Origin of the sequence: Ruminococcus sp. HUN007, assembly GCF_000712055.1 — a bacterium.
Classification (GTDB): Bacteria; Bacillota; Clostridia; order Oscillospirales; family Ruminococcaceae; genus HUN007.
In genome coordinates, this window is record NZ_JOOA01000002.1 from 1,324,403 (window position 1) to 1,346,627 (window position 22,225).

Annotated in this window: 24 protein-coding genes; 8 read left to right on the top strand and 16 right to left on the bottom strand. The window is 41.7% G+C overall.

Annotated elements, in window-relative coordinates; translation table 11 throughout:
* Positions 1 to 17 precede the first annotated feature (17 nt).
* From rplE to CC97_RS10010, 15 genes are all read right to left on the bottom strand, one after another.
* The gene (gene rplE / locus CC97_RS09940) at positions 18 to 557 is read right to left on the bottom strand and encodes a 50S ribosomal protein L5 (RefSeq protein WP_044974848.1); all 540 of its coding nucleotides are present in this window, start codon (positions 555 to 557) and stop codon (positions 18 to 20) included.
* Between the two features lie 12 nt (positions 558 to 569).
* The gene (gene rplX / locus CC97_RS09945; RefSeq protein WP_044974849.1) at positions 570 to 911 is read right to left on the bottom strand and encodes a 50S ribosomal protein L24; all 342 of its coding nucleotides are present in this window, start codon (positions 909 to 911) and stop codon (positions 570 to 572) included.
* 16 nt (positions 912 to 927) lie between these two features.
* Complete coding sequence (gene rplN / locus CC97_RS09950; protein WP_044974850.1) at positions 928 to 1,296, bottom strand: 50S ribosomal protein L14; 369 nt, start codon at positions 1,294 to 1,296, stop codon at positions 928 to 930.
* A 65-nt stretch (positions 1,297 to 1,361) separates the two neighbouring features.
* Positions 1,362 to 1,619: a 30S ribosomal protein S17 gene (rpsQ, locus tag CC97_RS09955; RefSeq protein WP_044974851.1), complete on the bottom strand. Its 258-nt coding sequence runs from the start codon at positions 1,617 to 1,619 to the stop codon at positions 1,362 to 1,364.
* A gap of 18 nt (positions 1,620 to 1,637) precedes the next feature.
* Positions 1,638 to 1,841, bottom strand: a complete 204-nt coding sequence (gene rpmC / locus CC97_RS09960) for a 50S ribosomal protein L29 (RefSeq protein WP_044974852.1) — start codon at positions 1,839 to 1,841, stop codon at positions 1,638 to 1,640.
* Entirely contained in the window at positions 1,841 to 2,266 is a 426-nt protein-coding gene (rplP, locus tag CC97_RS09965; RefSeq protein WP_044974853.1) for a 50S ribosomal protein L16, read from the bottom strand. The genes rpmC and rplP overlap by 1 nt, the downstream gene beginning before the upstream one ends.
* Positions 2,266 to 3,009, bottom strand: a complete 744-nt coding sequence (rpsC, locus tag CC97_RS09970; protein ID WP_044974854.1) for a 30S ribosomal protein S3 — start codon at positions 3,007 to 3,009, stop codon at positions 2,266 to 2,268. The genes rplP and rpsC overlap by 1 nt, the downstream gene beginning before the upstream one ends.
* A gap of 20 nt (positions 3,010 to 3,029) precedes the next feature.
* A complete protein-coding gene (rplV, locus tag CC97_RS09975; protein ID WP_044974855.1) occupies positions 3,030 to 3,365 on the bottom strand; it encodes a 50S ribosomal protein L22 in 336 nt (111 codons plus the stop codon).
* 18 nt (positions 3,366 to 3,383) lie between these two features.
* A complete protein-coding gene (rpsS, locus tag CC97_RS09980) occupies positions 3,384 to 3,668 on the bottom strand; it encodes a 30S ribosomal protein S19 (protein WP_044974856.1) in 285 nt (94 codons plus the stop codon).
* 22 nt (positions 3,669 to 3,690) lie between these two features.
* Positions 3,691 to 4,524 carry a 50S ribosomal protein L2 gene (gene rplB / locus CC97_RS09985; RefSeq protein WP_044974857.1) on the bottom strand — a complete coding sequence of 278 codons (834 nt, stop codon included), beginning with the start codon at positions 4,522 to 4,524 and terminating at the stop codon, positions 3,691 to 3,693.
* Between the two features lie 95 nt (positions 4,525 to 4,619).
* The gene (gene rplW / locus CC97_RS09990) at positions 4,620 to 4,913 is read right to left on the bottom strand and encodes a 50S ribosomal protein L23 (RefSeq protein ID WP_044974858.1); all 294 of its coding nucleotides are present in this window, start codon (positions 4,911 to 4,913) and stop codon (positions 4,620 to 4,622) included.
* Complete coding sequence (rplD, locus tag CC97_RS09995; protein WP_044974859.1) at positions 4,913 to 5,536, bottom strand: 50S ribosomal protein L4; 624 nt, start codon at positions 5,534 to 5,536, stop codon at positions 4,913 to 4,915. Before rplD ends, rplW begins: the two co-directional genes overlap by 1 nt.
* Positions 5,537 to 5,553: 17 nt before the next feature.
* A complete protein-coding gene (gene rplC, locus CC97_RS10000; RefSeq protein WP_044974860.1) occupies positions 5,554 to 6,186 on the bottom strand; it encodes a 50S ribosomal protein L3 in 633 nt (210 codons plus the stop codon).
* A 65-nt stretch (positions 6,187 to 6,251) separates the two neighbouring features.
* Positions 6,252 to 6,566 (bottom strand): 30S ribosomal protein S10, encoded by a 315-nt coding sequence (gene rpsJ, locus CC97_RS10005; protein WP_044974861.1) that lies wholly within the window; start codon positions 6,564 to 6,566, stop codon positions 6,252 to 6,254.
* A gap of 486 nt (positions 6,567 to 7,052) precedes the next feature.
* Positions 7,053 to 8,372 (bottom strand): ABC transporter substrate-binding protein, encoded by a 1,320-nt coding sequence (locus CC97_RS10010; RefSeq protein ID WP_156036873.1) that lies wholly within the window; start codon positions 8,370 to 8,372, stop codon positions 7,053 to 7,055.
* A gap of 405 nt (positions 8,373 to 8,777) precedes the next feature.
* Here CC97_RS10010 and CC97_RS10015 point away from each other — a divergent pair, with 405 nt between their 5' ends.
* The 7 genes from CC97_RS10015 to CC97_RS10050 all read left to right on the top strand — a co-directional run bounded on the left by CC97_RS10015 (position 8,778) and on the right by CC97_RS10050 (position 20,450).
* On the top strand, positions 8,778 to 9,989 hold the full coding sequence (locus CC97_RS10015; RefSeq protein WP_044974863.1) for a HAMP domain-containing sensor histidine kinase: 1,212 nt from the start codon (positions 8,778 to 8,780) through the stop codon (positions 9,987 to 9,989).
* A gap of 222 nt (positions 9,990 to 10,211) precedes the next feature.
* A complete protein-coding gene (mscL, locus tag CC97_RS10020; protein ID WP_044974864.1) occupies positions 10,212 to 10,673 on the top strand; it encodes a large conductance mechanosensitive channel protein MscL in 462 nt (153 codons plus the stop codon).
* A gap of 259 nt (positions 10,674 to 10,932) precedes the next feature.
* The gene (gene malQ / locus CC97_RS10025) at positions 10,933 to 12,552 is read left to right on the top strand and encodes a 4-alpha-glucanotransferase (RefSeq protein ID WP_081850070.1); all 1,620 of its coding nucleotides are present in this window, start codon (positions 10,933 to 10,935) and stop codon (positions 12,550 to 12,552) included.
* An 88-nt stretch (positions 12,553 to 12,640) separates the two neighbouring features.
* Positions 12,641 to 14,989: a glycogen/starch/alpha-glucan phosphorylase gene (locus CC97_RS10030; RefSeq protein WP_044974865.1), complete on the top strand. Its 2,349-nt coding sequence runs from the start codon at positions 12,641 to 12,643 to the stop codon at positions 14,987 to 14,989.
* 303 nt (positions 14,990 to 15,292) lie between these two features.
* Positions 15,293 to 16,357 carry a dockerin type I domain-containing protein gene (locus CC97_RS10035; RefSeq protein ID WP_044974866.1) on the top strand — a complete coding sequence of 355 codons (1,065 nt, stop codon included), beginning with the start codon at positions 15,293 to 15,295 and terminating at the stop codon, positions 16,355 to 16,357.
* 598 nt (positions 16,358 to 16,955) lie between these two features.
* Positions 16,956 to 18,254, top strand: coding sequence for an ISL3 family transposase (locus CC97_RS10040; RefSeq protein WP_081850056.1), 1,299 nt, complete (start codon positions 16,956 to 16,958; stop codon positions 18,252 to 18,254).
* 603 nt (positions 18,255 to 18,857) lie between these two features.
* The gene (locus CC97_RS10050) at positions 18,858 to 20,450 is read left to right on the top strand and encodes an AAA family ATPase (protein ID WP_044974868.1); all 1,593 of its coding nucleotides are present in this window, start codon (positions 18,858 to 18,860) and stop codon (positions 20,448 to 20,450) included.
* A gap of 52 nt (positions 20,451 to 20,502) precedes the next feature.
* On the opposite strand, the gene CC97_RS10055 is transcribed toward CC97_RS10050, so the two are convergent.
* Positions 20,503 to 21,204: an ABC-2 transporter permease gene (locus tag CC97_RS10055; RefSeq protein WP_044974869.1), complete on the bottom strand. Its 702-nt coding sequence runs from the start codon at positions 21,202 to 21,204 to the stop codon at positions 20,503 to 20,505.
* A 630-nt stretch (positions 21,205 to 21,834) separates the two neighbouring features.
* Here CC97_RS10055 and CC97_RS10065 point away from each other — a divergent pair.
* Complete coding sequence (locus CC97_RS10065) at positions 21,835 to 22,101, top strand: hypothetical protein (protein WP_044974871.1); 267 nt, start codon at positions 21,835 to 21,837, stop codon at positions 22,099 to 22,101.
* Positions 22,102 to 22,225: the final 124 nt, after the last annotated feature.

Genomic DNA, 22,225 nt, shown 5'->3' on the forward strand with positions numbered 1-22,225 from the left:
TTAAAAAACCTCCCGCATTACTTAGCGAACGGAGCGCCCATGAGTGTAAGGAGCTCTTTTGCTTCTTCATCAGTATTAGCTGTAGTGATAAAGTTGATATCCATACCTCTAACCTTGTCGATCTTGTCATATTCGATTTCAGGGAAGATGAGCTGTTCCTTGATACCTGTTGAGTAGTTGCCTCTTCCGTCGAATGAGTTAGGGTTGATACCTCTGAAGTCACGAACTCGAGGTAATGATACATTGAAGAACTTGTCGAGGAATTCGTACATGTTCTCGTTTCTTAATGTAACTTTAACACCGATCGGCATTCCTTCACGAAGCTTGAAGTTAGCAACTGACTTCTTAGCGCGGCAGACTACAGGCTTCTGACCTGTGATAGCAGCGAGGTCGTTCATGATAGCGTCGATAACCTTGGCATTTTCTCTTGCTTCACCGGCACCAACGTTGATTACGATCTTGTCGAGCTTTGGAATCTGCATAACGCTCTTGTAGCCAAACTTCTTCATCAAAGCAGGAGCTACAGTGCTATTATAGTAATCTTTCATTCTAGCCATGTCGTTTCTCCTTTACTCAAATGATGCTCCGCATTTTTTGCAAACGCGTAACTTCTTGTCATTGTCAAAAGTATGACCTACTCTTGTAGCCTTGCCGCACTTAGGGCAAACGAGCTGAACCTTGCAAGCGTAAATAGGAGCTTCAGCCTTAACTATTCCGCCAACCTGGCCCATTCTTGTAGGCTTAACGTGCTTGGTAACGAAGTTGATTCCTTCTACGATTACCTTGCCTTCCTTAGGGCTTACTTCGAGAACCTTACCGGTCTTTCTCTTGTTAGCGCCTTCGAACTTATCGTTATACTTACCTGTAAGTAATACAACAGTGTCACCTTTTCTTACGTGTACTTTACTCATAATAATGACACCTCCATTATAATACTTCCGGAGCAAGGCTTAAGATCTTTGTATAATCCTTGTCACGGAGTTCTCTTGCTACAGGTCCGAAAATACGAGTTCCCTTTGGATTCTTGTCTTCCTTTATAATTACAGCAGCGTTCTCATCGAAGCGGATGTAAGTACCATCCTCTCTTCTTAAGCCCTTTGCTGAACGAACGATAACTGCTTTTACAACGTCACCCTTCTTAACAACGCCACCGGGTGTTGCCTTCTTAACAGAAGCTACAACTACGTCACCGATATTTGCATATCTTCTACGTGTACCGCCTAAAACTCTGATGCACATGAGCTCCTTAGCGCCAGTGTTGTCTGCTACCTTAAGGTATGTCTGCATCTGTATCACAGTCGTTCTCCTCCTTTCAGAATTAAAGCTGATTTACAGCATAAATATCATTAGATTGTTATTAATTACTTAGCCTTTTCAATTATGTTTGTTACTCTCCATCTCTTATCCTTTGAGAGTGGGCGAGTTTCCATAATTTCTACTCTGTCGCCGATTCTGCACTCATTCTTTTCATCGTGAGCCTTCATCTTAACAGTTCTCTTGATGATCTTCTTGTAAAGTGGATGTTTAACATTGTCAACGATAGCAACAACTACAGTCTTGTCCATCTTGTCGCTAACTACTTTACCGACTCTTGTTTTTCTGAGACTTCTTTCAGACATCGCTAAATCCTCCCTTTCTTACTGCTGTACTGACTTGAGTTCCTGTTCACGGAGAACAGTCTTAATACGAGCAATATCCTTCTTTACAGCCTTTAAACGAGCTGTATTTTCGAGCTGATTTACAGCTAACTGAAAGCGGAGATTGAAGAGCTCCTGCTTAAGATCTTCCAGCTTATTGTTCATCTCATCAACAGACATTTCTTTGATATCAGTTGCCTTCATTACTGCTCGCCTCCCTCTGTTTCTTTAGCTACGAACTTGCACTTGATAGGGAGCTTGTGCATAGCGAGACGCATAGCTTCTCTTGCCTGCTCTTCTGTTACGCCGGCGATTTCGAACATTACTCTGCCTGGCTTAACTACTGCTACCCAGTATTCAGGTGCACCCTTACCAGAACCCATTCGAGTTCCAAGTGCCTTCTTTGTAACCGGCTTGTCTGGGAATAACTTGATCCAAACCTTACCGTTACGCTTTATATAACGTGTCATTGCGATACGGGCTGCTTCGATCTGGTTGGATGTGATCCAAGCTGGCTGAAGAGCCTGTAAACCGTATTCACCGTTTGATACTTTGTTTCCGCGATATGCCTTACCTGTCATACGTCCTCTGTGGACACGACGGTATTTAACTCTCTTTGGAAGTAGCATTACTGGTTACCTCCTTCATCTTTTTTGTTTCTTGGCTTACGGAATGACTTGTTGTCATCACGTCTCTTTCTTGCTGGAGCCTTGTCCTCGTTCTTGTCAGGTGATTCACCCTTGAGGATCTCGCCCTTGTAGATCCATACCTTAACGCCTAAACGTCCGTATGTTGTATGAGCTTCTGCTGTACCGTAGTCAATGTCAGCTCTGATTGTCTGAAGCGGGATTGTACCTTCGTTATAGCTTTCAGCTCTTGCGATTTCAGCACCGCCTAAACGACCTGAAACTCTTGTCTTGATACCCTTTGCACCGAGACGGATCGCACGGCCGATTGACTGCTTCATAGCACGTCTGAATGAAATTCTGTTTTCGAGGTCAAGAGCGATCTTTTCAGCAACGAGCTGAGCATTAAGATCAGGCTGCTTAACTTCAACGATATTTATTAAAACCTGTGAACCGGCTGACATCATCTTTTCAACCTGTAAACGAAGCTTTTCAATTTCAGCGCCGCCCTTACCAATTACGATACCAGGCTTTGCACAGTGGATGTGGATTCTAGTCTTGTCAGCGAAACGCTCGATCTCAACTCTTGCTACGCCTGCTGCATAAAGTCTCTTCTTGATGAAGTTACGTACGTTGTAATCTTCAACGAGAATGTCACCGAAAGCAGCCTTGTTGGCATACCAGCGAGAATCCCAATCCTTAATAACGCCAACACGGAAACCGTGTGGATTTACCTTCTGGCCCATAGTCTACCTCCTATTTGGGATTATTCCTTTTCCTTTAATACCATAGTGATGTGTGATGTTCTCTTAAGAATTCTATAAGCTCTGCCCTGTGCTCTTGGCATGATGCGCTTCATAGTTGATCCAGGAGTAACAAAGCACTCTGCAACATAGAGTTTTTCCTTATCCATGTCATGGTTGTTTTCCGCATTTGAAACTGCTGACTTTAAAAGCTTTTCAAGATCTTCACAAGCAGCCTTTGGTGTGTGCTTGATAACAGCCATAGCGTAGTCAACCGGCTTGTTTCTGATAAGGTCAAGTACGATCTTAACTTTTCTTGGAGAAATGCGAACATTTCTTAAATAAGCTCTTGCTTCCATAGTGTAGTCCTCCTTTCCTTATTTCTTACCGTTATTTGATGTTTTTGAACCAACGTGACCCTTATAAGTTCTTGTAGGAGCAAACTCACCAAGCTTGTGACCTACCATGTCCTCTGTAACATATACAGGTACATGCTTGCGTCCATCATGAACAGCAAATGTATGACCTACAAACTCCGGGAAAATTGTTGATGAACGGCTCCAGGTCTTTAAAACCTTCTTTTCGCCAGCCTTGTTCATCTCTTCTACTCTCTTAAAAAGTACTTCCTGAACGAAAGGTCCCTTCTTAATACTTCTGCTCATCTGTATTTCCTCCTTTCAAGAATTATTTACCGTTTCTGCGTCTTACGATAAACTTGTCAGAACGGTTATGCTTCTTACGAGTCTTATAGCCAAGTGTTGGCTTGCCCCAAGGAGTTACAGGACCCGGACGTCCGATTGGTGACTTACCTTCACCACCACCGTGCGGGTGATCGCAAGGGTTCATTACAGAACCACGTACTGTAGGTCTCCAGCCCATGTGACGCTTTCTGCCTGCTTTACCGTAATTAACGTTTTCGTGATCGATGTTACCTACCTGACCGATTGTAGCCTTGCACTGGTTAGGTACGTTTCTTAATTCTCCTGAAGGAAGTCTGAGGAGAGCATAGATGCCTTCCTTAGCCATGAGCTGAGCCATGTTACCAGCTGAACGAACGAGCTGAGCTCCCTTGCCAGGATAAAGTTCGATGTTGTGAATGAATGTACCTACCGGGATGTCTGCGAGTGGAAGTGCGTTACCTGGCTTGATATCAGCGTCAGATCCGCTTCTTACTGTGTCGCCTACGCTGAGGCCGTTAGGTGCGAGGATGTATCTCTTTTCGCCGTCTTCATACTGAAGAAGAGCAATGTGAGCTGAACGGTTCGGATCGTATTCGATTGTAAGAACCTTAGCGTCCATCATATCCTTATCACGCTTGAAGTCGATGATACGGTACTTTCTCTTGTTAGCGCCGCCTCTGTGGCGAACTGTGATTCTTCCGTAGCTGTTTCTACCTGATTTATTCTTTAATGGCTCAAGTAAACTCTTCTCCGGAGCAACCTTTGACAACTGTGAGTAATCAGTAACTGTCATCTGACGACGTGAAGGAGTTGTCGGTTTATATGTTTTGATTGCCATTGTATTCACTCCTTAATTAATGCATTTTCGCGGGAGCATTACTCCCATACCATACTCAGATAATTTATTCCTGAGTTCTTTCAAAGTCTGACTTATCAGATCATACCGTCGAAGAATTCAATTGTCTTTGAATCTTCCTTAAGTGTAACGATAGCCTTCTTCCAGTCAGCTGTCTTGCCTACAAATCTGCCTACGCGCTTTGTACGGCCATTGCAGTTTAATGTGTTTACCTTAGCAACCTTAACGTCGAAAAGCTTTTCAACAGCATCTGCAATTTCAATCTTGTTAGCGTTCTTATCAACCTTGAATGTGTACTTTCCTGACTGGAGAGCATCCATACTTCTCTCGGTGATGATAGGCTTGATGATGATATCCTGTGGTGCCTTCATTATGCGTACACCTCCTCGATCTTCTTCACTGCGTCTGTAACAACAATGAACTTGTCGTAGTTTAATATATCGTAAACATTCAGTGTATTAACGAGTGTTGTCTTTACGCCAGGAATGTTTGAAGCACTCTTGATGACCTTCTTGTCAACTTCAGGCATAACTATGAGAGCCTTGCCTTCTACGTTGAGAGCCTTTAACATCTGAACGATTGTCTTTGTCTTGAATTCTTCCATCTTGATTGAATCAAGAACGAGAAGATTTGAATCCTGAAGCTTAACTGATAAAGCTGACTTCATTGCGAGTCTCTTTACCTTCTTGTTAAGAGAATATCTGTAATCTCTTGGCTTAGGACCGATAGCAACACCACCATGAACCCACTGAGGAGCACGGATAGAACCCTGTCTTGCATGACCTGTTCCCTTCTGTCTCCATGGCTTTCTGCCGCCTCCGCGTACTTCTGTACGAGTAAGTGTTGACTGTGTACCCTGACGCTGGTTTGCGAGGTAGTTTACTACCATTGCGTGCATAACAGCTTCGTTTGGCTCAATTCCGAAAATAGCATCGGAAAGCTCAGTTTCTGCAACCTGCTTACCATTCATATCAAATACTGAAACTTTAGACATTATGCTTCCTCCTTTCATTAAGCCTTAACACTATCAACGATGCAAACTATTCCGCCCTTAGGACCCGGAACAGCACCCTTGAGTGCGATAAGATTATTTTCAACGTCGATCTTTACTACTTCAAGATTCTGAACTGTTACCTTTTCAGCACCCATGTGTCCCGGAAGAGCCTTGCCCTTGTAGATACGTGATGGTGATGAACAAGCACCCATAGAACCTGCTTCTCTGTGAACAGGACCTGTACCGTGTGTCATCTTGAGTCTGTGCTGATTGTGACGCTTGATAGCGCCCTGGAAGCCCTTACCTTTGCTTGTACCGCTTACGTCAACTGCGTCGCCTACTGCAAAAACGTCAGCCTTGAGTACATCGCCTACGTTGAGTGCGCTGCAGTCATCGAGTCTGAATTCCTTAAGTGTCTTCTTGCATGCAACGTCAGCCTTCTTGAAGTGACCCTGTAATGGCTTTGTTACGTTCTTGATCTTTACGTCGCCAAATCCGAGCTGAACTGATTCATAACCGTCGTTTTCAACAGTCTTCTTCTGAACAACTACGCATGGACCGGCTTCGATTACTGTTACAGGAACAACTTTTCCTGTTTCGTCGAAAATCTGTGTCATGCCGATTTTCTTACCGATCATTGATTTCTGCATTTCTAATTCCTCCTAAAGTTATTGGTTGACTTTCGTCAACATGACTTCGGCGTTTCTTCACGAAATTACTTTTCGCTCATTTCGATGAGTACGCCAGCCGGGATCTCGAGGTTACCGAGAGTCTCCATTGTTTTGTTTGTCGGTCTGATGATGTCGATAAGTCTCTTGTGAGTTCTCATTTCGAACTGCTCACGGCTATCCTTGTACTTGTGTACAGCACGAAGAATAGTAACTATCTCCTTATCAGTCGGCAGCGGGATAGGTCCTGAAACTCTTGCTCCGCTTCTCTTAGCAGCGTCAACTATCTTTGCGGCTGCTGCGTCAACTACAGCATGTTCATAACCCTTGATCTTGATTCTGATCTTTTCCTTTTCAGCCATGGTTTTCGCCTCCTTATAGAATTTACGATGGGGGCATTGCTTTCATTCGTAACACTTAGCCGTGTGTATCGTCCTTGGATTATATAAAAAAGTCTGCGAACAGTATTAGTTCCCAGACTTTGTAACACAACACACGAACAGACAGTCCTCACGCATACGCAACCCGCAGTAACACGGAGGAAAATCTTATCACACACAGTGTTCGTTATTACAATCGCCCGGTTTAAAATCGGACATACTCCACGAAAATTCCCTGTCATACCGACAGCAACCTTTCGCTTCATCGCATATCATCTGCAGTCGTTCAGACTGCTCTTCTATTATATCATAGTAACAAATTTTAATCAAGTTTTTTTACACTTTCAATTGTAAATTTTTTGTGAACAAATTTATTTTTCGATCATTTTCCAATCGTAACACCATAAATTTCCAATAGTGCCAGGCATGCTGCTTATCATGTCTGGTGTTTTCACTATTAATATAGTATCATGTAAAGATCTCTGTTTCGATATCGTAACTTATCTCATCTTTCATAAAATCGAGCATTTCTTCAGGAGATTCGTAAAAGCCATCAGCATACGCTTCGACATCCGAGTCAACCGCATTGTATATTACAGCATCATATGGCGTGATAATACCATCAACATATATTGCCGATGATACCTTATCAAAAACCTCGTACTGTTCCTGTCCTCCCAGAACCTCAGCACCTTTATGTTTTCCTGAAACGATAATGTTCTGCATTGCCTTTTTGTTTGACATAAACTCATCATTTTCAAGCGAATAGGTTTCAATGGCTTTTATATCCGCAGTAAAGAAATCAATAAACTCCTTTGCTTTTGCACGGTTATCGCATCTTCCAGCTACCGCAAGCCATGTGCCTCCCCAGTAGTAGTCAGAAGGACCAGCGACGCACTTCCACTTACCATTGGTTCCGTAATCTGAAAGAATCATGTCGATACCCCATGACGATAAAAAGAAGCCCATAACTTCATCTGTATCGGCCAGTCCGAACCAGGTATCTGTCCACTGATGATCGTGCGTTATATATTCATTGTCATAAAGCTTTTTGGCAAAGCCGGCATATTCAAGAATGAAATCATCCCCGGTAAATTCTTCGCCAAGCATCCACGGTAAGGTTCTTCCAGCTGAATAAGCATGCCATACTCCCTGAAGTGTTGCTGAAAGTGCCGGACCACCTGAAGCTTTCAGTTCTTCTGCCGTTTTTAAAAAGCTGTCCCAGTTTTTCACCTTTTCACCCATCTCAGAAGGTGATCTGACACCAAGATATTTTTTCGCAAGATCTTCCCTGTAGCAGAAAGTACCCGGACATGCCTGCCATGAAACAGCCTTAAGTTCTCCGGTTGCAGTTGAGCGTCCTGTGTCAACAGTATAACTGTAAAGATCAGAGAAATCAGAGTCGTCGTATCCCAGTTCCCTAAGAGGAACTGTCACCGAGTCATCATTTAAAAATTCGTACCCCCAGTCCGGTTCCAGAAAAATAATGTCTGCTTCGTTAGCCGGATCATTATTCAGATAATCTCTGTAGTATTCCGCTGCCTGATATCCTCCGGTGTTAAAGCTCTTAATAACTATCTGCGATGGATCAGTTCCGGTTTCCCTGCAGAAAAAGTCGGCCATCGGCCGGCTGTTATCTTCATTCCAGCACAGGATCGTTACCGGTTTACCCGTATCGGATGCAGTATTTTTTTTGTCAAGCAGTCCCATTGCACCGTATCCCGCTGCTATTCCAGCAGCAAAAACGGCAGAGATCATAAGAAATTTTTTTCCTTTATTATTCATCATATTCTCCTCCGGTCATAAGCAGTATCCTTTCGGCTGCATTTTACCCGATTATTTTATCATATTTCAGATTTAAATGCAATCTCATATTACATACAATTCACGGCATACATTAAATTCCGATGATAAAACAGACGAGGAAACCTCATAAAACAGTTCCGGCCGGATCTTCTGCAAAGCCGGATTTCCGGTCTGCAGAGCACCTTTAAAAATAATCAGTTTCAAGTCATTTTAGGTTTTCATTTTCGTTTATAATGTATAGTGCAAATTGCATTATTTCTTTTTTTCAGTTACAATATAATAGTATTACGTGAAACTTCCGGCTGCACTGCACCGGTTACTTTATCTTATTAAGCATTTAAATTCAATCCAGGATCAGCAGCGGCTCTCTGCAGTGATCCTGACCTGATGGAGCAGATCTGGTCATGCGAGAGGAAGCACCAAACTAACTACCAGTATTCACTAATCGAAGCAGATGATGTGTATATAAAAGATGAAAGTGCTGTAATAAAAAATTGCACTCTTTCAATATACAATAAAAACAACAGACTCATCGCCAGCTACGATATTGTTTCTGACGCCGTGATACCTGATGGATATGTTCATTTTCAGAGTGAAAAATCTGATAAGCATTACGATGACGCACTTACCGTAAACTGCATTGCTGCCGACTGCATCGGAACGCACAAAGGTTCATACTGTGACAGTCTCATACCGGAATTAAAAAAGAGTTTTCTGAATGGTGATATCCATATGTTTTACTGTAAAAAAGGCAATCCTTTTTCATGGTCACTTGCCTATAACGGCTTAGCTCACTCAGACACCCGCTGGAAGATCTACACCGTTTCGTATTGCAATCCGGTAAACCTGTACTTTGATGAGATCCTCACCGGCGGCGGTGTGCTGACCGTACTTGCAGTTTTATTTTCATATCTCATCGCACGTATAAGATATATGCGCTACAGAAAAGAATATGAAATGAACGAATACAGAAACGGTCTCACCGCAGCTCTGGCTCACGATCTGAAAACACCGCTGGCCGCTATTTCAGGATATGCTGAAAATCTCATTGCAAATGTTCATACAGAAAAGCGTGAGACCTACGCTGAGTCCATCCTTAAGAATACTCAGTATATCGACAGGATGATAGCCGATACCCTTGATCTTGCAAAGATAGAAAAGGCTGCGGAAGTAAGCAGCGAACAGTGTAATATCGAAAAGATCATCAAAGATTCCCTTGTTCATTTTTCTGAAGAAATACAAGCTAAGGAACTGGTCGTTAAACTCGACGGAACCGGCACGGTGAAAGCGAATCCGCAGATGATGTCACAGATGATCACAAATCTTATCGGAAACGCTGTGCGCTATACTCCTGAAAAAGGAAATATAGAGATAAATGCCGACAGCAATTCTCTACGCATTTCCAATGATGTAACGGAAAATGTCATAAATGCAAAGGAACTTGTACAAGCATTCCGAAAGGGTGATGCCACAAGGAGTTCATGTTCAGGCAGCGGTCTTGGTCTTGCGATTGCTAAACAGATAGCAGACCTTCACGGATTCAGATTTGATGTAAATTCGGAAAACAATAAATTCACGGCATACATTAAATTCCGATGATAGAACAGACGTGAACCTCGCATAAAACTGCTTCGGCCGGATCTTCTGCGAAGGCGGTTTTCCGGTTTGCATAACGCCTCTAAAAATAATCAGTTTCAAGTCATTTTACGTTTCCATTTTCGTTTATAATGTATAGTGCAAAAAATATTATTTTAAGCTATAATTATAAGTAACAAATTATTTCTCTATGCAAATAGGAATACGTAAAAAGGAGTTAGTATTATGGCAAACGAAAACAAAGTCGTGGAAGCAATCAAGTCAAAAAAGGGGATCATTGATGAATTCAAGGAATTTATCGCCAAGGGTAACGTTATGGATCTCGCAGTCGGCGTTATCATCGGTGCTGCATTCCAGAACATTGTAACTGCTCTTACAGGAAGCTTCATCAATCCTCTCATCTCACTCATCACAGGCGGATGCAAGACAGACGAAAACGGCAACCTTATCCCTGTCGGCGGTCAGTTCAAGATCAACGGCGTAGCATTCGACTACGGCGCATTCATCTCAGCAGTTATCAACTTCTTCATTATGGCTGTCATCCTTTTCGTAATCGTTAAGGCTGTAAACAAGGCTATGGAACTCGGCAAGAAGAAGAAAGAAGAAGAAGAAAAGGCTGCTCCTCCGGAACCAACAAAGGAAGAGATCCTTCTTACAGAGATCAGAGATCTTCTCAAGGAAAAATAATATTGACCGATTTGTATTGAATCTCCCGTAATAATGTGTTATAATAAACAATATTGATAATGGGGTGGGATTCAATATGAAACTAAAAGAATATTCTTATGCTGACAACAGAAAGATCATCTGTACATGCTTAAAGGCGGCGCACGCCACATCCATGTACAGACAAGCCTGACGGTGTATCTTTCTGCCCTGTCAGCTTTTTTATTTTCACTCCACCGGATATCTTTTGATCTGAGGGTAATCAGAGAAAGGAAACACTATGAGAAAAAGCGGTATACTACTACATATTTCGAGTCTGCCGTCTGAATACGGCATAGGAAAAATGGGAAAGGAAGCCTACAGATTTGCCGACTTTCTTGCTGAAACAAAAACGGGGCTGTGGCAGATACTGCCGCTCTCCCCTACAAGCTACGGTGACTCACCGTACCAAAGCTTTTCTGCTTTTGCAGGGAATCCGTATTTCATCGACTTCGAGCTTCTTGAAAAGGAAGGTCTGCTTAAGAAGGATGAATATACGAGCATAAAATGGGAGCAGGACAAGGAGAAAATAGATTATGAATTTCTCTACGAAAATGTCTACAAGGTGCTCCGGAAAGCCTATTCGCGTTTCGAAGTAACGCCTGAGTACAGGCTCTTTGAAATGATAAACCGTAAATGGCTCGGTGACTACGCACTCTTCATGAGTCTTAAATTCAGGTATGACGGAAAGCCGTGGTACAAGTGGCCTGAAGAACTCGCGATGTGTGAGAAAAATGCAGTTAAAAAGGCAAAGGAAGAACTGAAGGACGAGATCGGTTTCCACAAGTTCATCCAGTTCTGCTTCAGCAGGCAGTGGAAGGCACTCAAGGAATATGCAAACAGCAAAGGAATAAAGATCATCGGTGACATTCCGATCTACGTTTCACTTGACAGCACCGAAGTATGGATGACGCCTGAACTGTTTGAACTCGACGAAGACAAGAAACCGGTCGCAGTTGCCGGCTGTCCGCCTGACTGTTTCTCACCGACCGGTCAGCTATGGGGCAATCCGCTCTACGACTGGGACTACCACAGAAAAACGGATTTCAGCTGGTGGATAAGCAGGATACAGAATGCAGCCGAGACATACGACATCATCCGTATCGACCATTTCAGAGGATTTGCAGGCTACTACTGCATACCGTACGGAAACAAAACTGCCGAAGTCGGCATCTGGAAGAAAGGCCCGGGAGCAAAGCTCTTCAAAAAGGCCGAGGAGGAACTCGGCAAGCTTGATATCATCGCTGAAAACCTCGGATTCCTCACACCGGACGTACAGGACATGCTCGATGAAGTCGGCTATCCGGGTATGAAGGTAATTGAATTCGGATTTTCCGACAGCAAAAACGATTATCTGCCGCATAATTTCACTGATACTAATTCATATTCATATACAGGCACCCACGACAATGACACTCTTGTGGGATGGTACAAGTCGCTCGACAAGGATTCAAAGAATTTCTGTCTCGATTATCTGAATGTAAAACTCGATATACAGATACCGGAAGCAATGCTCCGTCTTGTATGGTCGGGCGTTTCAGATGCCGCGGTAGCACAGTTCCAGGATTTCATCGATGCAGATACAGACTGCAGAATGAACATTCCTTCCACCCTGTCCGGCAACTGGACATACAGAGCAAAGAAAAAGGATTTCACTGACAAACTAAAAGCAAAGATCCTTAAGCTCAACACTCTTTACAACAGATGCTCGGAACTTCCTGAGGACACGGAAGAGACGGTCACAAAAGAGTGCAAAGCAGAAGAATCACCGGACAGCTCATGCGATGAAAAGCTCAAGGCAGCAAAGAAACCGCAGAAAAAAGCTGATACAGACAAACCTGAGCCAAAGCCGCATTCATAATGCGTTTAATATACTGATACAAGAAGGCGTTCAAAACCTTAATGCAGTATCCACTAAGGAAATTTACCCATGAGAAAGGACGAAAAAAATGAACAAGCAGACATTTCTTGCAGAACTGAAAAGTAATCTTGAAGAACTTAGGAAAGAAGGCGTAACTTCTCCGCACGTACTTCACAACGTACTGAGTGAAACTGCAATGAAGAATCTTTCCGGACTCTGGAAGGACAGTAAAAAAGCTCATCTCGGCAAAAGACGTGCATGCTATTTTTCAATGGAATTCCTTATCGGACGTTCCATTTTCAATAACCTTCTCTGCCTCGGCATTTACAGCGATGTTGAAAAAGCATTCGCAGAGGCCGGTTTCTCGTTAAACGACCTCGAAGCTGCAGAAGATGCTGCCCTCGGAAACGGCGGCCTCGGAAGACTTGCTGCCTGCTTCCTTGACAGTGCAGCAACTCTGAACCTTCCGCTCGACGGATACGGTATCCGCTACAAGTACGGTCTCTTTAAGCAGAAGATTGAAAACGGATTCCAGACTGAAGAAGCTGACAACTGGACAAAGTACGGCGACGCATGGTCGGTAAGACACGATGAAGATGCAGTCGAAATCAACTACAGCGACCAGAAGGTGCTTGCTGTTCCGTACGACATCCCGATAATCGGCTACGGTGCAAAGAATATCGGCACTTTAAGGCTCTGGCAGTCAGAGGCTTTTGAGGACTTTGACTTTAAGCTCTTCAATGACCAGAAGTATCTTGAAGCAAGCCGCGAAAAGGTACTCGCTGAAGATATTTCAAGAGTTCTTTATCCGAACGACGACACACGCGAAGGCAAGAAGCTGAGACTGAAGCAGCAGTATTTCTTCTGCAGTGCCTCACTTAACGATATCATCAAGAAGCACAAGAAGAATCACGGCGACATAAAGACTCTCGCTGATTTTGTTACCATCCAGCTCAATGACACACATCCGGTCATCTCGATCCCTGAGATCATCAGACTTCTCACACAGAACGAAGGCCTTACTTTTGACGAAGCCTTTGCAATGGCAAAGAAGATATTCAACTACACGAACCACACCATCATGCCGGAAGCTCTTGAAAAGTGGGATGAAAGCCTTATCAAGGAACTCCTTCCTGAAATCTACGACATCATCTTCATGATAAATGAAGAATACCTCGCTGAGATGTACAGAAAGGATATCAAGAAAGAAAGCATCGAAGTCATGAAGATCATAAAGGGCGGTCAGGTTCATATGGCAAATATGGCTACCTACTGTTCATCATATGTAAACGGTGTTGCACAGATCCATACTGAGATCCTGAAAGCAAATACGCTCCACGACTGGTATACTGTTTATCCGGAACGTTTCCAGAACAAGACAAACGGTATCACACAGAGAAGATGGCTCGCCCTCTGCAACCGTGAACTTTCGGCACTTATCACTGAACTTCTCGGAAATGAAGACTGGGTAACTAATCTTGACGAGCTTAAGAAGCTTACAGGATATGCCGACAATGCAGATATCATAAACAGATTCCTCGCAATAAAGAAGACAAAGAAGGAACAGCTTGCAAAGTTCATCCTTGACCGCGAAGGTATAAAGATCGATCCGGACAGCATTTTCGACATCCAGATCAAGCGACTCCACGAATACAAGAGACAGCTTCTCAACGCATTCTCCATCCTCTGGCTCTACTTCGGCATAAAGGACGGAAGCATAAAGGATCTTGCTCCGGTAACATTCATCTTCGGTGCAAAGTCGGCTCCGGGATACAGACGTGCAAAGGCGATAATCAAGTTCATCAATGAGATAGCAGCAATGATCGAAAAGGACGACGAAGTAAATAAGATCATAAAGGTCGTATTCGTTTCAAACTACAACGTTTCCTATGCTGAAAAGCTCATCGCTGCAGCTGAAGTCTCCGAACAGATCTCAACAGCTGGCACGGAAGCTTCCGGTACAGGCAACATGAAGCTCATGGCAAACGGTGCTGTTACTCTCGGTACACTCGACGGTGCAAACATCGAGATCGTGGAGGAAGCCGGAAAGGAAAACAACTACATCTTCGGTGCTACAGTTAAGGAACTCGAAAAGATCATGCCGGAATACTGCTCAAGAAAGCTTGCGGCAGACAACGAAAAGATAAGAAGAGTTATAGAAACTCTCGTTGACGGCACATTCGACGACGGCGGAAGCGGTGATTTCAGAGAACTCTACACTTCCCTCCTCGACGGTGCAAGCTGGCACGAACCGGACAACTACTACCTGCTCGGCGACCTTGAAAGCTACGTTGAAGCAAAGCTTAAGTGCAACAGCGACTACAAAGACAAGGCAGCCTTCGGCAGAAAGATGTGGCTTAACATGTGTAACTGCGGCAAGTTCAGTTCCGACAGAACTATTGCAGACTACGCGGAGAACATCTGGAAGATAAAATGATTTTACTTAGCGTTTCCTTAACTCTATAATATTAAGAAACACTGATTTGCGTGAAAGCGGAGGCGAATTCACTCGTTTACCCTCAAGCAGATCAGTGTTTCCATTAGATATAGTGAAAGTCCGAATTAGAAGATTTTCACTATATTTTTGTTATTTTTAGCATGAGTCTATAATATTTCAACAATTATTTGCTTTTATAATCAGATTTCATTGACACAGATTAATAGACAGTTGTATAATAGAGATTGTAGTGAAATTTAATACATTACACTACATATTTTACGATAAGGGAGATTATAAAAAATGAAAAAAACAGGAACAGCAAAAGTATTATCAGGCATCTCAGCACTGGCTCTCGCATTTGCAGCCGCTGCAGGAACATACGCATTTAACGGTATCAGCACCGTATTTGCGGAAGACACTGCGGCAACAACTGAAACAGAAGCTGAAGTTCAAAACCTGACAGACGAACAGATCAAAGGCACATGGGAAGGATTTTACACCGGTTACTCTAACAGTACAAATATCGAAAGAACAATAAAACTCGATATTTATGACTGCACAGACGGAAAAATCAAAGGTTTTGCAACCATTACTTCCACTGAACACGAAAAGTATTATTTTACAGGATCCTATAATTCCAAAACAGGTAAAATGACTTTTAAGGGTCAGTCATGGGAAGAAAACGCAGACAACTGGGGATTTGGTTCCTTTTCAGGTACAGTTGATCCGACAGACAAATCTTACAGCGGAGTCACAGATTCATCATCAGCCAAGCCTTTCAAACTCACAAAAAAATCTGATGATTTCACTGACATGAAAATCAAAAAAGAAAACATTCACAGACAGTGGGTCGGCGAATATGACGGTAATAGCGGAGACATAGTTGTAAGAAGAAACTACAAGTTTACTATCGATGATATTTCCGATGATAATAAAATAACCGGTACAGCTTACTTTTCACCTTCTGAAAAGGCAGACCAGCAGTATGCAGAAACAGGAAGTTACAAATTCTCAGGTACAATCAGCGAAGAAAGTGGAAACATAAACATGCAGGGTTTTGAATGGATCGAACATCCGGAATCTTCTAATTTTTCTTTTGTAAAACTTAACGGCTTCTTCCACGACAATAAAATCGTAGGCGTTTCCGAAAAAGGCATCTGGTCAATGGAAGCAACTGATATCACAACCGGTGACGTCAACTATGATAACAAATTAGGTGCTGAGGATCTTATCGTAATGAAAAGATACATACTGGGTGACCTCGATTTCAGCCAGGCAATGGTAAGCCTCACCGACATGAACGGTGACGGAGTCGTAAACGTTATGGACTTCAACATCACCATCAACCGCATACTCAATTCATAATTTCTGACGAACAGGAATATATAATAATCCCCCGGAGATCATACGTTTTCCGTATGTCTCCGGGGGTTGTTTGATTTATAACAAACGGGTGCCAGTCGGCGCCCGTTTTCAATAGCATGCCGAAGGCATTCCATAGTCAGGCAGCAAAAGCCATCCCACAAGTAAATACACTTACTAATCCATAAGCTGTATTTATAATATAATAATGTATGACACGTTGTCTTAGCGGTGGTTTTCTATATAGTATTAAGCATCTTATGCGAGATCCGCTTCATAGTTGCGGAATCTTCCGGCATCTCGTCAACTGCCATTTCCACTGCAGCTTCCAGATCTGTTTCTTCTTTCTGATATCTGCTTATTTGCTATTATAGCATTTTGAAGGTTACTTTACAATACTTAAGCCCTCCCATTTTTCCAGCCACACGAAAAGGTACGCCTTCGGCGTGCTATTGAACACGGCCACCGCACGGTGGCCGTAATAATAAATTTTTTTTGGCCTTTCGTCGTTTATAGTGGGTAGACCATGAAAGCCACTTGCTAAAATTCATATAATGGAGTATCATTTAAAGTACCAGTAAATAAAGGAAGGTACATACAATTGTTTGATAATACAGCTTTATTCACAGCAGCACTTCAGCTCGAATATCCATGGAAAGTCACCAAGGTAGAACTTAAACCAGAAAAAGAAGGTTCATCGAAAATGGAACTTCATATAGACGTAGACTTTGAACGAGGAGCAAGGTTCATATTCTATTTTGATGATGGAAAGCAGTGGGTAGATGCAGATGGAAAACCAATTGAGAAGAGCGCCCACGACACCGTAAAAAGAACATGGCAACATCTGAATTTCTTTCAGTACAAAACATATATACACGCCAGAGTGCCTAAAGTAAGTGACGGAGAAGGCCATTGTCCAACAGCTCGTGTACCGTGGGCAAGAAAGAATTCAGGATTCACGCTGCTGTTTGAAGCTATGGTGATGGAATATGCAAAACATATGTCCGTATCATCAATTGCTAAGCTTCTGGAAGTGAACGATAAAAGACTTTGGCGAGTAATCAAGCATTACGTTGATGACGCACGTAAGCTTGAAGACTATTCATCAGTCAGAAACTTAGGAATTGATGAAACAAGCCGTAAAGGACATAACTACATAAGTGTCATGGTTGATCTGGACGAACGCAAAGTAATCTATACAACAGAAGGAAAAGATCATACAACAGTAGATAAGTTTGTAACTGACTTCAAGGAACACAAAGGAGTTCCTGACAATATAGATATTGTTACATGTGATATGTCCCTTGGATTCAAGAAAGGAATAACTGAAAACTTTAAAAACAGCAAAACAGTAGCTGACAAATTTCATGTAATTAAACACGCTAATGAAGCAGTTGATAAAGTACGGAAAAAAGAGAGTAAGTATGAGTCAGAGCTTAAAGGAAGCAAATATCTTTGGCTGAAAAACGAAGGCAATCTGACAGACAAACAACTCGAATGGAAACAGAAAATCCTTAAGTCTGCAAAGCATTTAAAGACTGCAAGAGCATATGCTATCAGAGTGGAACTACAGGATATTTATGAGCAGTGCATAGATAGACAAAGTGCAGAACCAAGACTAAAAAAGCTATGTTCCTGGATGATGCATTCACGCCTTGATGACATTAAAGGGTTCTGCAAACTCGTTAAAAGTCACTGGACTGAAATACTTAACTACTTTGATTACAGATATACAAATGCTATTCTTGAAGGCGTAAACTGCATAATACAAAATGTTAAGTGCAGAGCACGTGGTTTTAGAAATATGGAGTATTTCAAAACAATGATATATCTGAACTGCGGAAAGCTTGATATTGACACTGCTGTTAATAATGCTATTAAAACATTCGCTTTGGTATAACTGAGCTTTTATGCCGCGAAAGCCACTTGATAATGAGAAGGCAGTGTGATAGGCTGTTTGCCAGGCAGCACAGCCTTTAGGCGGCGCCTGCCTCGGCGGACAGAATATCATGCTGACAGAGGCTCATTGTCAAGTGGATCGTGGAATAAATGCGTACCTGAAGATAGGCCTTACCCACTACAAATGACGAATCACCTTTTTTTTAATCATGCTATAATAACTTTTGAAATCAATCAACTATAATTTAATCAAACAGTAGGAATCATATGCAGCTTGATCAGGAAATGCGCAAAACACTCTCAGAAAAAACAGATTCTTCTTCACCGTCCCAAACCATATTTTTATCTGATGACGAAGCCAAACTACTACTAAGATTTCGCCTTCTTAACAAACAAAATAAAAGTAAAGCGGAATCATTCATTGACAATCTCAACGAAACTCAGAATAAAAAATAGCAGTAAAAGATTTGCTTTTTCCAACGGGTGCCAAACGGCACCCGTATTCAATAGCATGCCGAAGGCATTCATTTTCAGTTGCGAAGGTGGTCCAAATATAGTATAATTGAATAGTAAAGCTAAACTTAAAAGCAGGGAGGAAAACAGCATGGGAATATACTTTAATCCCGGAAATGAAGGATTCAGAAAAGCCGCCGAAAGCAAAATATATATCGACAAGTCAGGACTTTTAAACTTTACGAATGAACTGTTCCGTGAAGAAAAAAACTGTGTTTCCGTTAGTCACGCACGTCGTTTCGGAAAATCACAGGCTGCTGAAATGCTCGAATCCTATTACAGCCGCGGATGTAATTCAAAAGAACTCTTTTCTCCTCTTGAAATATCAAAGTCACCTGATTTTGAGAAGCATCTCAACAAATATAACGTAATACATGTCGATGTTTCTTCGTTTGCCGATGACTACAAAAATGATATTGTCAAGGCAATAAAAGCAACGCTGTTCAAGGAAATAAAAACAGTATATCCTGATGTTGATTATAATTCTTCTACTGCATCCATCCTTGCTGGAGTATACGAAAAAACGATCACACCGGATAATCCGAACGGCATCAAATTCGTTATAATACTCGATGAATGGGACTGTGTTATAAGAAACTTTTCCGATTCTCCGGAACTGGTTCATGAATATATGCAGTTTCTCCACGCTATGTTTAAAAGCAAGGAAGCAAAAACATTTCTCGGTCTTGGATATATAACAGGTATACTCCCAATCAAGAAAATCAAAGATGAATCTGCGCTTAACAACTTTAAAGAATATACGATGATCCAGTCAGATGAACTGACACCATATTTCGGATTTACGGAAGAAGAAGTAAGAACGCTTTGCACACAGTATGACATGCCGTTTGATTCAGTTAAGGAATGGTACAACGGATATCTTATAAACGGAAAACACATGTACAATCCGAACTCTGTATCAGAAGCGATGCAAAAGAAAAAAATTGCGCCGTACTGGAAAAACACTTCTGCTTTTGAAACGATAAACACATTCATAACAATGAATTTCGACGGACTTAAAGAAGACATTATCGCTATGCTTTCCGGAGAAAAAATATATGTAAATGTCAGAAATTTCGAAAATGATTTTTCAACCATCGCTAACAAGGATGATGCACTGACAGCACTTATTCATCTGGGATATCTCGCTTTTGACGAAGAAGAACGTTCAGCATATATACCTAACTACGAAGTATCTGATGCTTATCAGTCAGCAATCAGTAAAGGAAACTGGACCGAAGTAGCAAAAACCATTTCCCGCTGTGAAGAACTTCTTCTGATGACAATTAAGAAAAAAGCTGAAAAAGTTGCCGAGCTCATCGCACTTTCACATGAAACATATACATCCATTCTTAAATACAACGATGAAAATGCCCTGAGCTGTGCGATTACAATGGCCTACTTTACCGCTCCGGCTTACTACACAGTCGTCAGAGAGTTTCCATCCGGGAAAGGATTTGCCGATATTGTAATGATACCGCGTGCAGATTCCGGTAACAAACCGGCAATGATCATCGAACTGAAATATGATAAAACCGCAGATGCCGCTATCCGTCAGATAAAGGAAAACAGATATTCCGGATTACTAAGCGGTTACGGAAGCGAAGTCCTTCTTGTAGGAATAAACTACGACAAAGATACGAAAACACATGAATGTGTGATTGAAAGTGCTTTGATTAAATAAGAAATGAAAAACGGAATGCTCTCATATCGTAGAGAAAACATTCCGTTTTTTATTATCTGCAATACTTAACCCCTTTAAGATAAAGTCTGCAGCTTAGAAAATATGAACCCCAATATGCCAGCAGTGATACCATAATTACTGATATCTTCAATACTAAAGGCGCTTCATATTCTTTGATCTTGCCAAACATTTCAGTCGGTGTGATATTACTGTTACTGATCAAAACCGCAGTAAATCCTATGATCAATAACATCTGAAAGAAAACCATAACCGTAATTGCTTTTCTTACTCCCATACGAATGGTAAGCGGCAGAACAACCGCGCAGTATAACAACTGTAAACATGAATAACCTATAAACAGCCATGGCATAACCGTAAATCCTGTATATCCTCTCGACGCTTCAATATTTCTGAACAGAGAATCAAATATCAGTGCAGTAATGAGATGCAGTATTGTCACAAGAAATATTATTGCATATTTTACGAGGAGATATCCCTTGTAACCCGATGATGTTGATGTTACAAAGTATCCCCATATTTTTTTCTCATTCATTTTCAGTAATGATGAATCCATGAATACTATACTAAATAATACGTATACTGGTGCAAAAGTACGAAATGAATCCATACCCTCAACGTTTCTAAATACATATTCCAGACTAAAGATATTCAATAAAGGATACATTCCCAGAAAAACTACAGTTAAAACAAAAACCCAGTTCTGCCGCAGTTCCTTGTAGATCCAGCCTTTCATTACACAACTCTCCTTCACCTGCTATATCTCCTATTCCCCGTAATGTTCCACGCCTTTGAGGTAAAGGCAGCATGTTATCTTGTAAGAAAGATAATAGATAAGTATCGAACACGCAATAAATACCGGCCAGGAACTCAGAGATCCAAATATTTTTAAAACCAAACGCGCTGTATCCATTATTTTTTCTGTATCATCTGTTAATATCAGCATAATAAGCGATACGAACGCCAGCAGTATCAGAGATATAACTTTAACTGTATTTCCTCTCTGTGTCCCAAACCGGTAAACAAACGGTATATCTATCGCACGTACAATTAACTGTATACATAAAATCGGTATTAAAGCTTTTCTTACACGGTTTTCAATACTCCAGCCAACAAAATAAGGATCATAAACTAAACCAGCTATAACGGTACCTATAAAAAACAAGGCCATCATAATCAGTATAAAGCGGTATTTATTAAAGAGAAAAGCCCGGAAACCATCTGGCGTTGAAACGGTAAAATACCCAAAACTTTTCGAGCTGTGCGGTTGAATTTTTTTTGATTCATCAGTAGCATCTACCAAGTGTCACGGAAATATGGTATGATATAAATATCATAATTTCAAAAGATAAGGTAGGAATCAACCATGAGTGAATCATCTTCAAATAAAAGTAAAGTAGAATTTATCGCACGTATAGTTAATCCTGACGGTCAGGTTATCGAAAAAACAGTTACATCATACAACGAGCTGCCGTCACTTGAGGATTTTGACCTTGAAACCAAAGCCGGATTTCTCAAGGATTTTGATAAACTTGAAAAAGCGCTCCTTTCAGCGCGAAATGAAATCGGCGAAGCTATAGCAGAAGAATATCTTGATAAAGCCTATAAAAAAAAATCGCCAAAAATAAGTTAACTAAGGTTGATACTGAATTAGGTCAAGTTTCAGCACAAATAATAAATTCCGTTTTGTTTCCGTTGCAGCCAAAGGAACGAATACAATCCATTGGCTGGACGATAATAGAAACTAAAATGTGCAC

Excerpts from the sequence above, each read along its gene's own strand:
- rpsJ (WP_044974861.1), bottom strand. The coding sequence starts at position 6,566 with ATGGCTGAAAAGGAAAAGATCAGAATCAAGATCAAGGGTTATGAACAT.
- rpmC (WP_044974852.1), bottom strand. The coding sequence starts at position 1,841 with ATGAAGGCAACTGATATCAAAGAAATGTCTGTTGATGAGATGAACAAT.
- rplB (WP_044974857.1), bottom strand. The coding sequence starts at position 4,524 with ATGGCAATCAAAACATATAAACCGACAACTCCTTCACGTCGTCAGATG.
- rpsC (WP_044974854.1), bottom strand. The coding sequence starts at position 3,009 with ATGGGCCAGAAGGTAAATCCACACGGTTTCCGTGTTGGCGTTATTAAG.
- CC97_RS10015 (WP_044974863.1), top strand. The coding sequence starts at position 8,778 with ATGGAGCAGATCTGGTCATGCGAGAGGAAGCACCAAACTAACTACCAG.
- rplW (WP_044974858.1), bottom strand. The coding sequence starts at position 4,913 with ATGAAGGCACCACAGGATATCATCATCAAGCCTATCATCACCGAGAGA.
- CC97_RS10030 (WP_044974865.1), top strand. The coding sequence starts at position 12,641 with ATGAACAAGCAGACATTTCTTGCAGAACTGAAAAGTAATCTTGAAGAA.
- CC97_RS10055 (WP_044974869.1), bottom strand. The coding sequence starts at position 21,204 with ATGAAAGGCTGGATCTACAAGGAACTGCGGCAGAACTGGGTTTTTGTT.
- malQ (WP_081850070.1), top strand. The coding sequence starts at position 10,933 with ATGAGAAAAAGCGGTATACTACTACATATTTCGAGTCTGCCGTCTGAA.
- rplD (WP_044974859.1), bottom strand. The coding sequence starts at position 5,536 with ATGTCTAAAGTTTCAGTATTTGATATGAATGGTAAGCAGGTTGCAGAA.
- rplC (WP_044974860.1), bottom strand. The coding sequence starts at position 6,186 with ATGCAGAAATCAATGATCGGTAAGAAAATCGGCATGACACAGATTTTC.
- rplP (WP_044974853.1), bottom strand. The coding sequence starts at position 2,266 with ATGCTACTTCCAAAGAGAGTTAAATACCGTCGTGTCCACAGAGGACGT.
- rplX (WP_044974849.1), bottom strand. The coding sequence starts at position 911 with ATGAGTAAAGTACACGTAAGAAAAGGTGACACTGTTGTATTACTTACA.
- CC97_RS10010 (WP_156036873.1), bottom strand. The coding sequence starts at position 8,372 with ATGATGAATAATAAAGGAAAAAAATTTCTTATGATCTCTGCCGTTTTT.
- rpsQ (WP_044974851.1), bottom strand. The coding sequence starts at position 1,619 with ATGTCTGAAAGAAGTCTCAGAAAAACAAGAGTCGGTAAAGTAGTTAGC.
- rplE (WP_044974848.1), bottom strand. The coding sequence starts at position 557 with ATGGCTAGAATGAAAGATTACTATAATAGCACTGTAGCTCCTGCTTTG.
- mscL (WP_044974864.1), top strand. The coding sequence starts at position 10,212 with ATGGCAAACGAAAACAAAGTCGTGGAAGCAATCAAGTCAAAAAAGGGG.
- rplV (WP_044974855.1), bottom strand. The coding sequence starts at position 3,365 with ATGGAAGCAAGAGCTTATTTAAGAAATGTTCGCATTTCTCCAAGAAAA.
- CC97_RS10050 (WP_044974868.1), top strand. The coding sequence starts at position 18,858 with ATGGGAATATACTTTAATCCCGGAAATGAAGGATTCAGAAAAGCCGCC.
- rpsS (WP_044974856.1), bottom strand. The coding sequence starts at position 3,668 with ATGAGCAGAAGTATTAAGAAGGGACCTTTCGTTCAGGAAGTACTTTTT.
- CC97_RS10035 (WP_044974866.1), top strand. The coding sequence starts at position 15,293 with ATGAAAAAAACAGGAACAGCAAAAGTATTATCAGGCATCTCAGCACTG.
- CC97_RS10065 (WP_044974871.1), top strand. The coding sequence starts at position 21,835 with ATGAGTGAATCATCTTCAAATAAAAGTAAAGTAGAATTTATCGCACGT.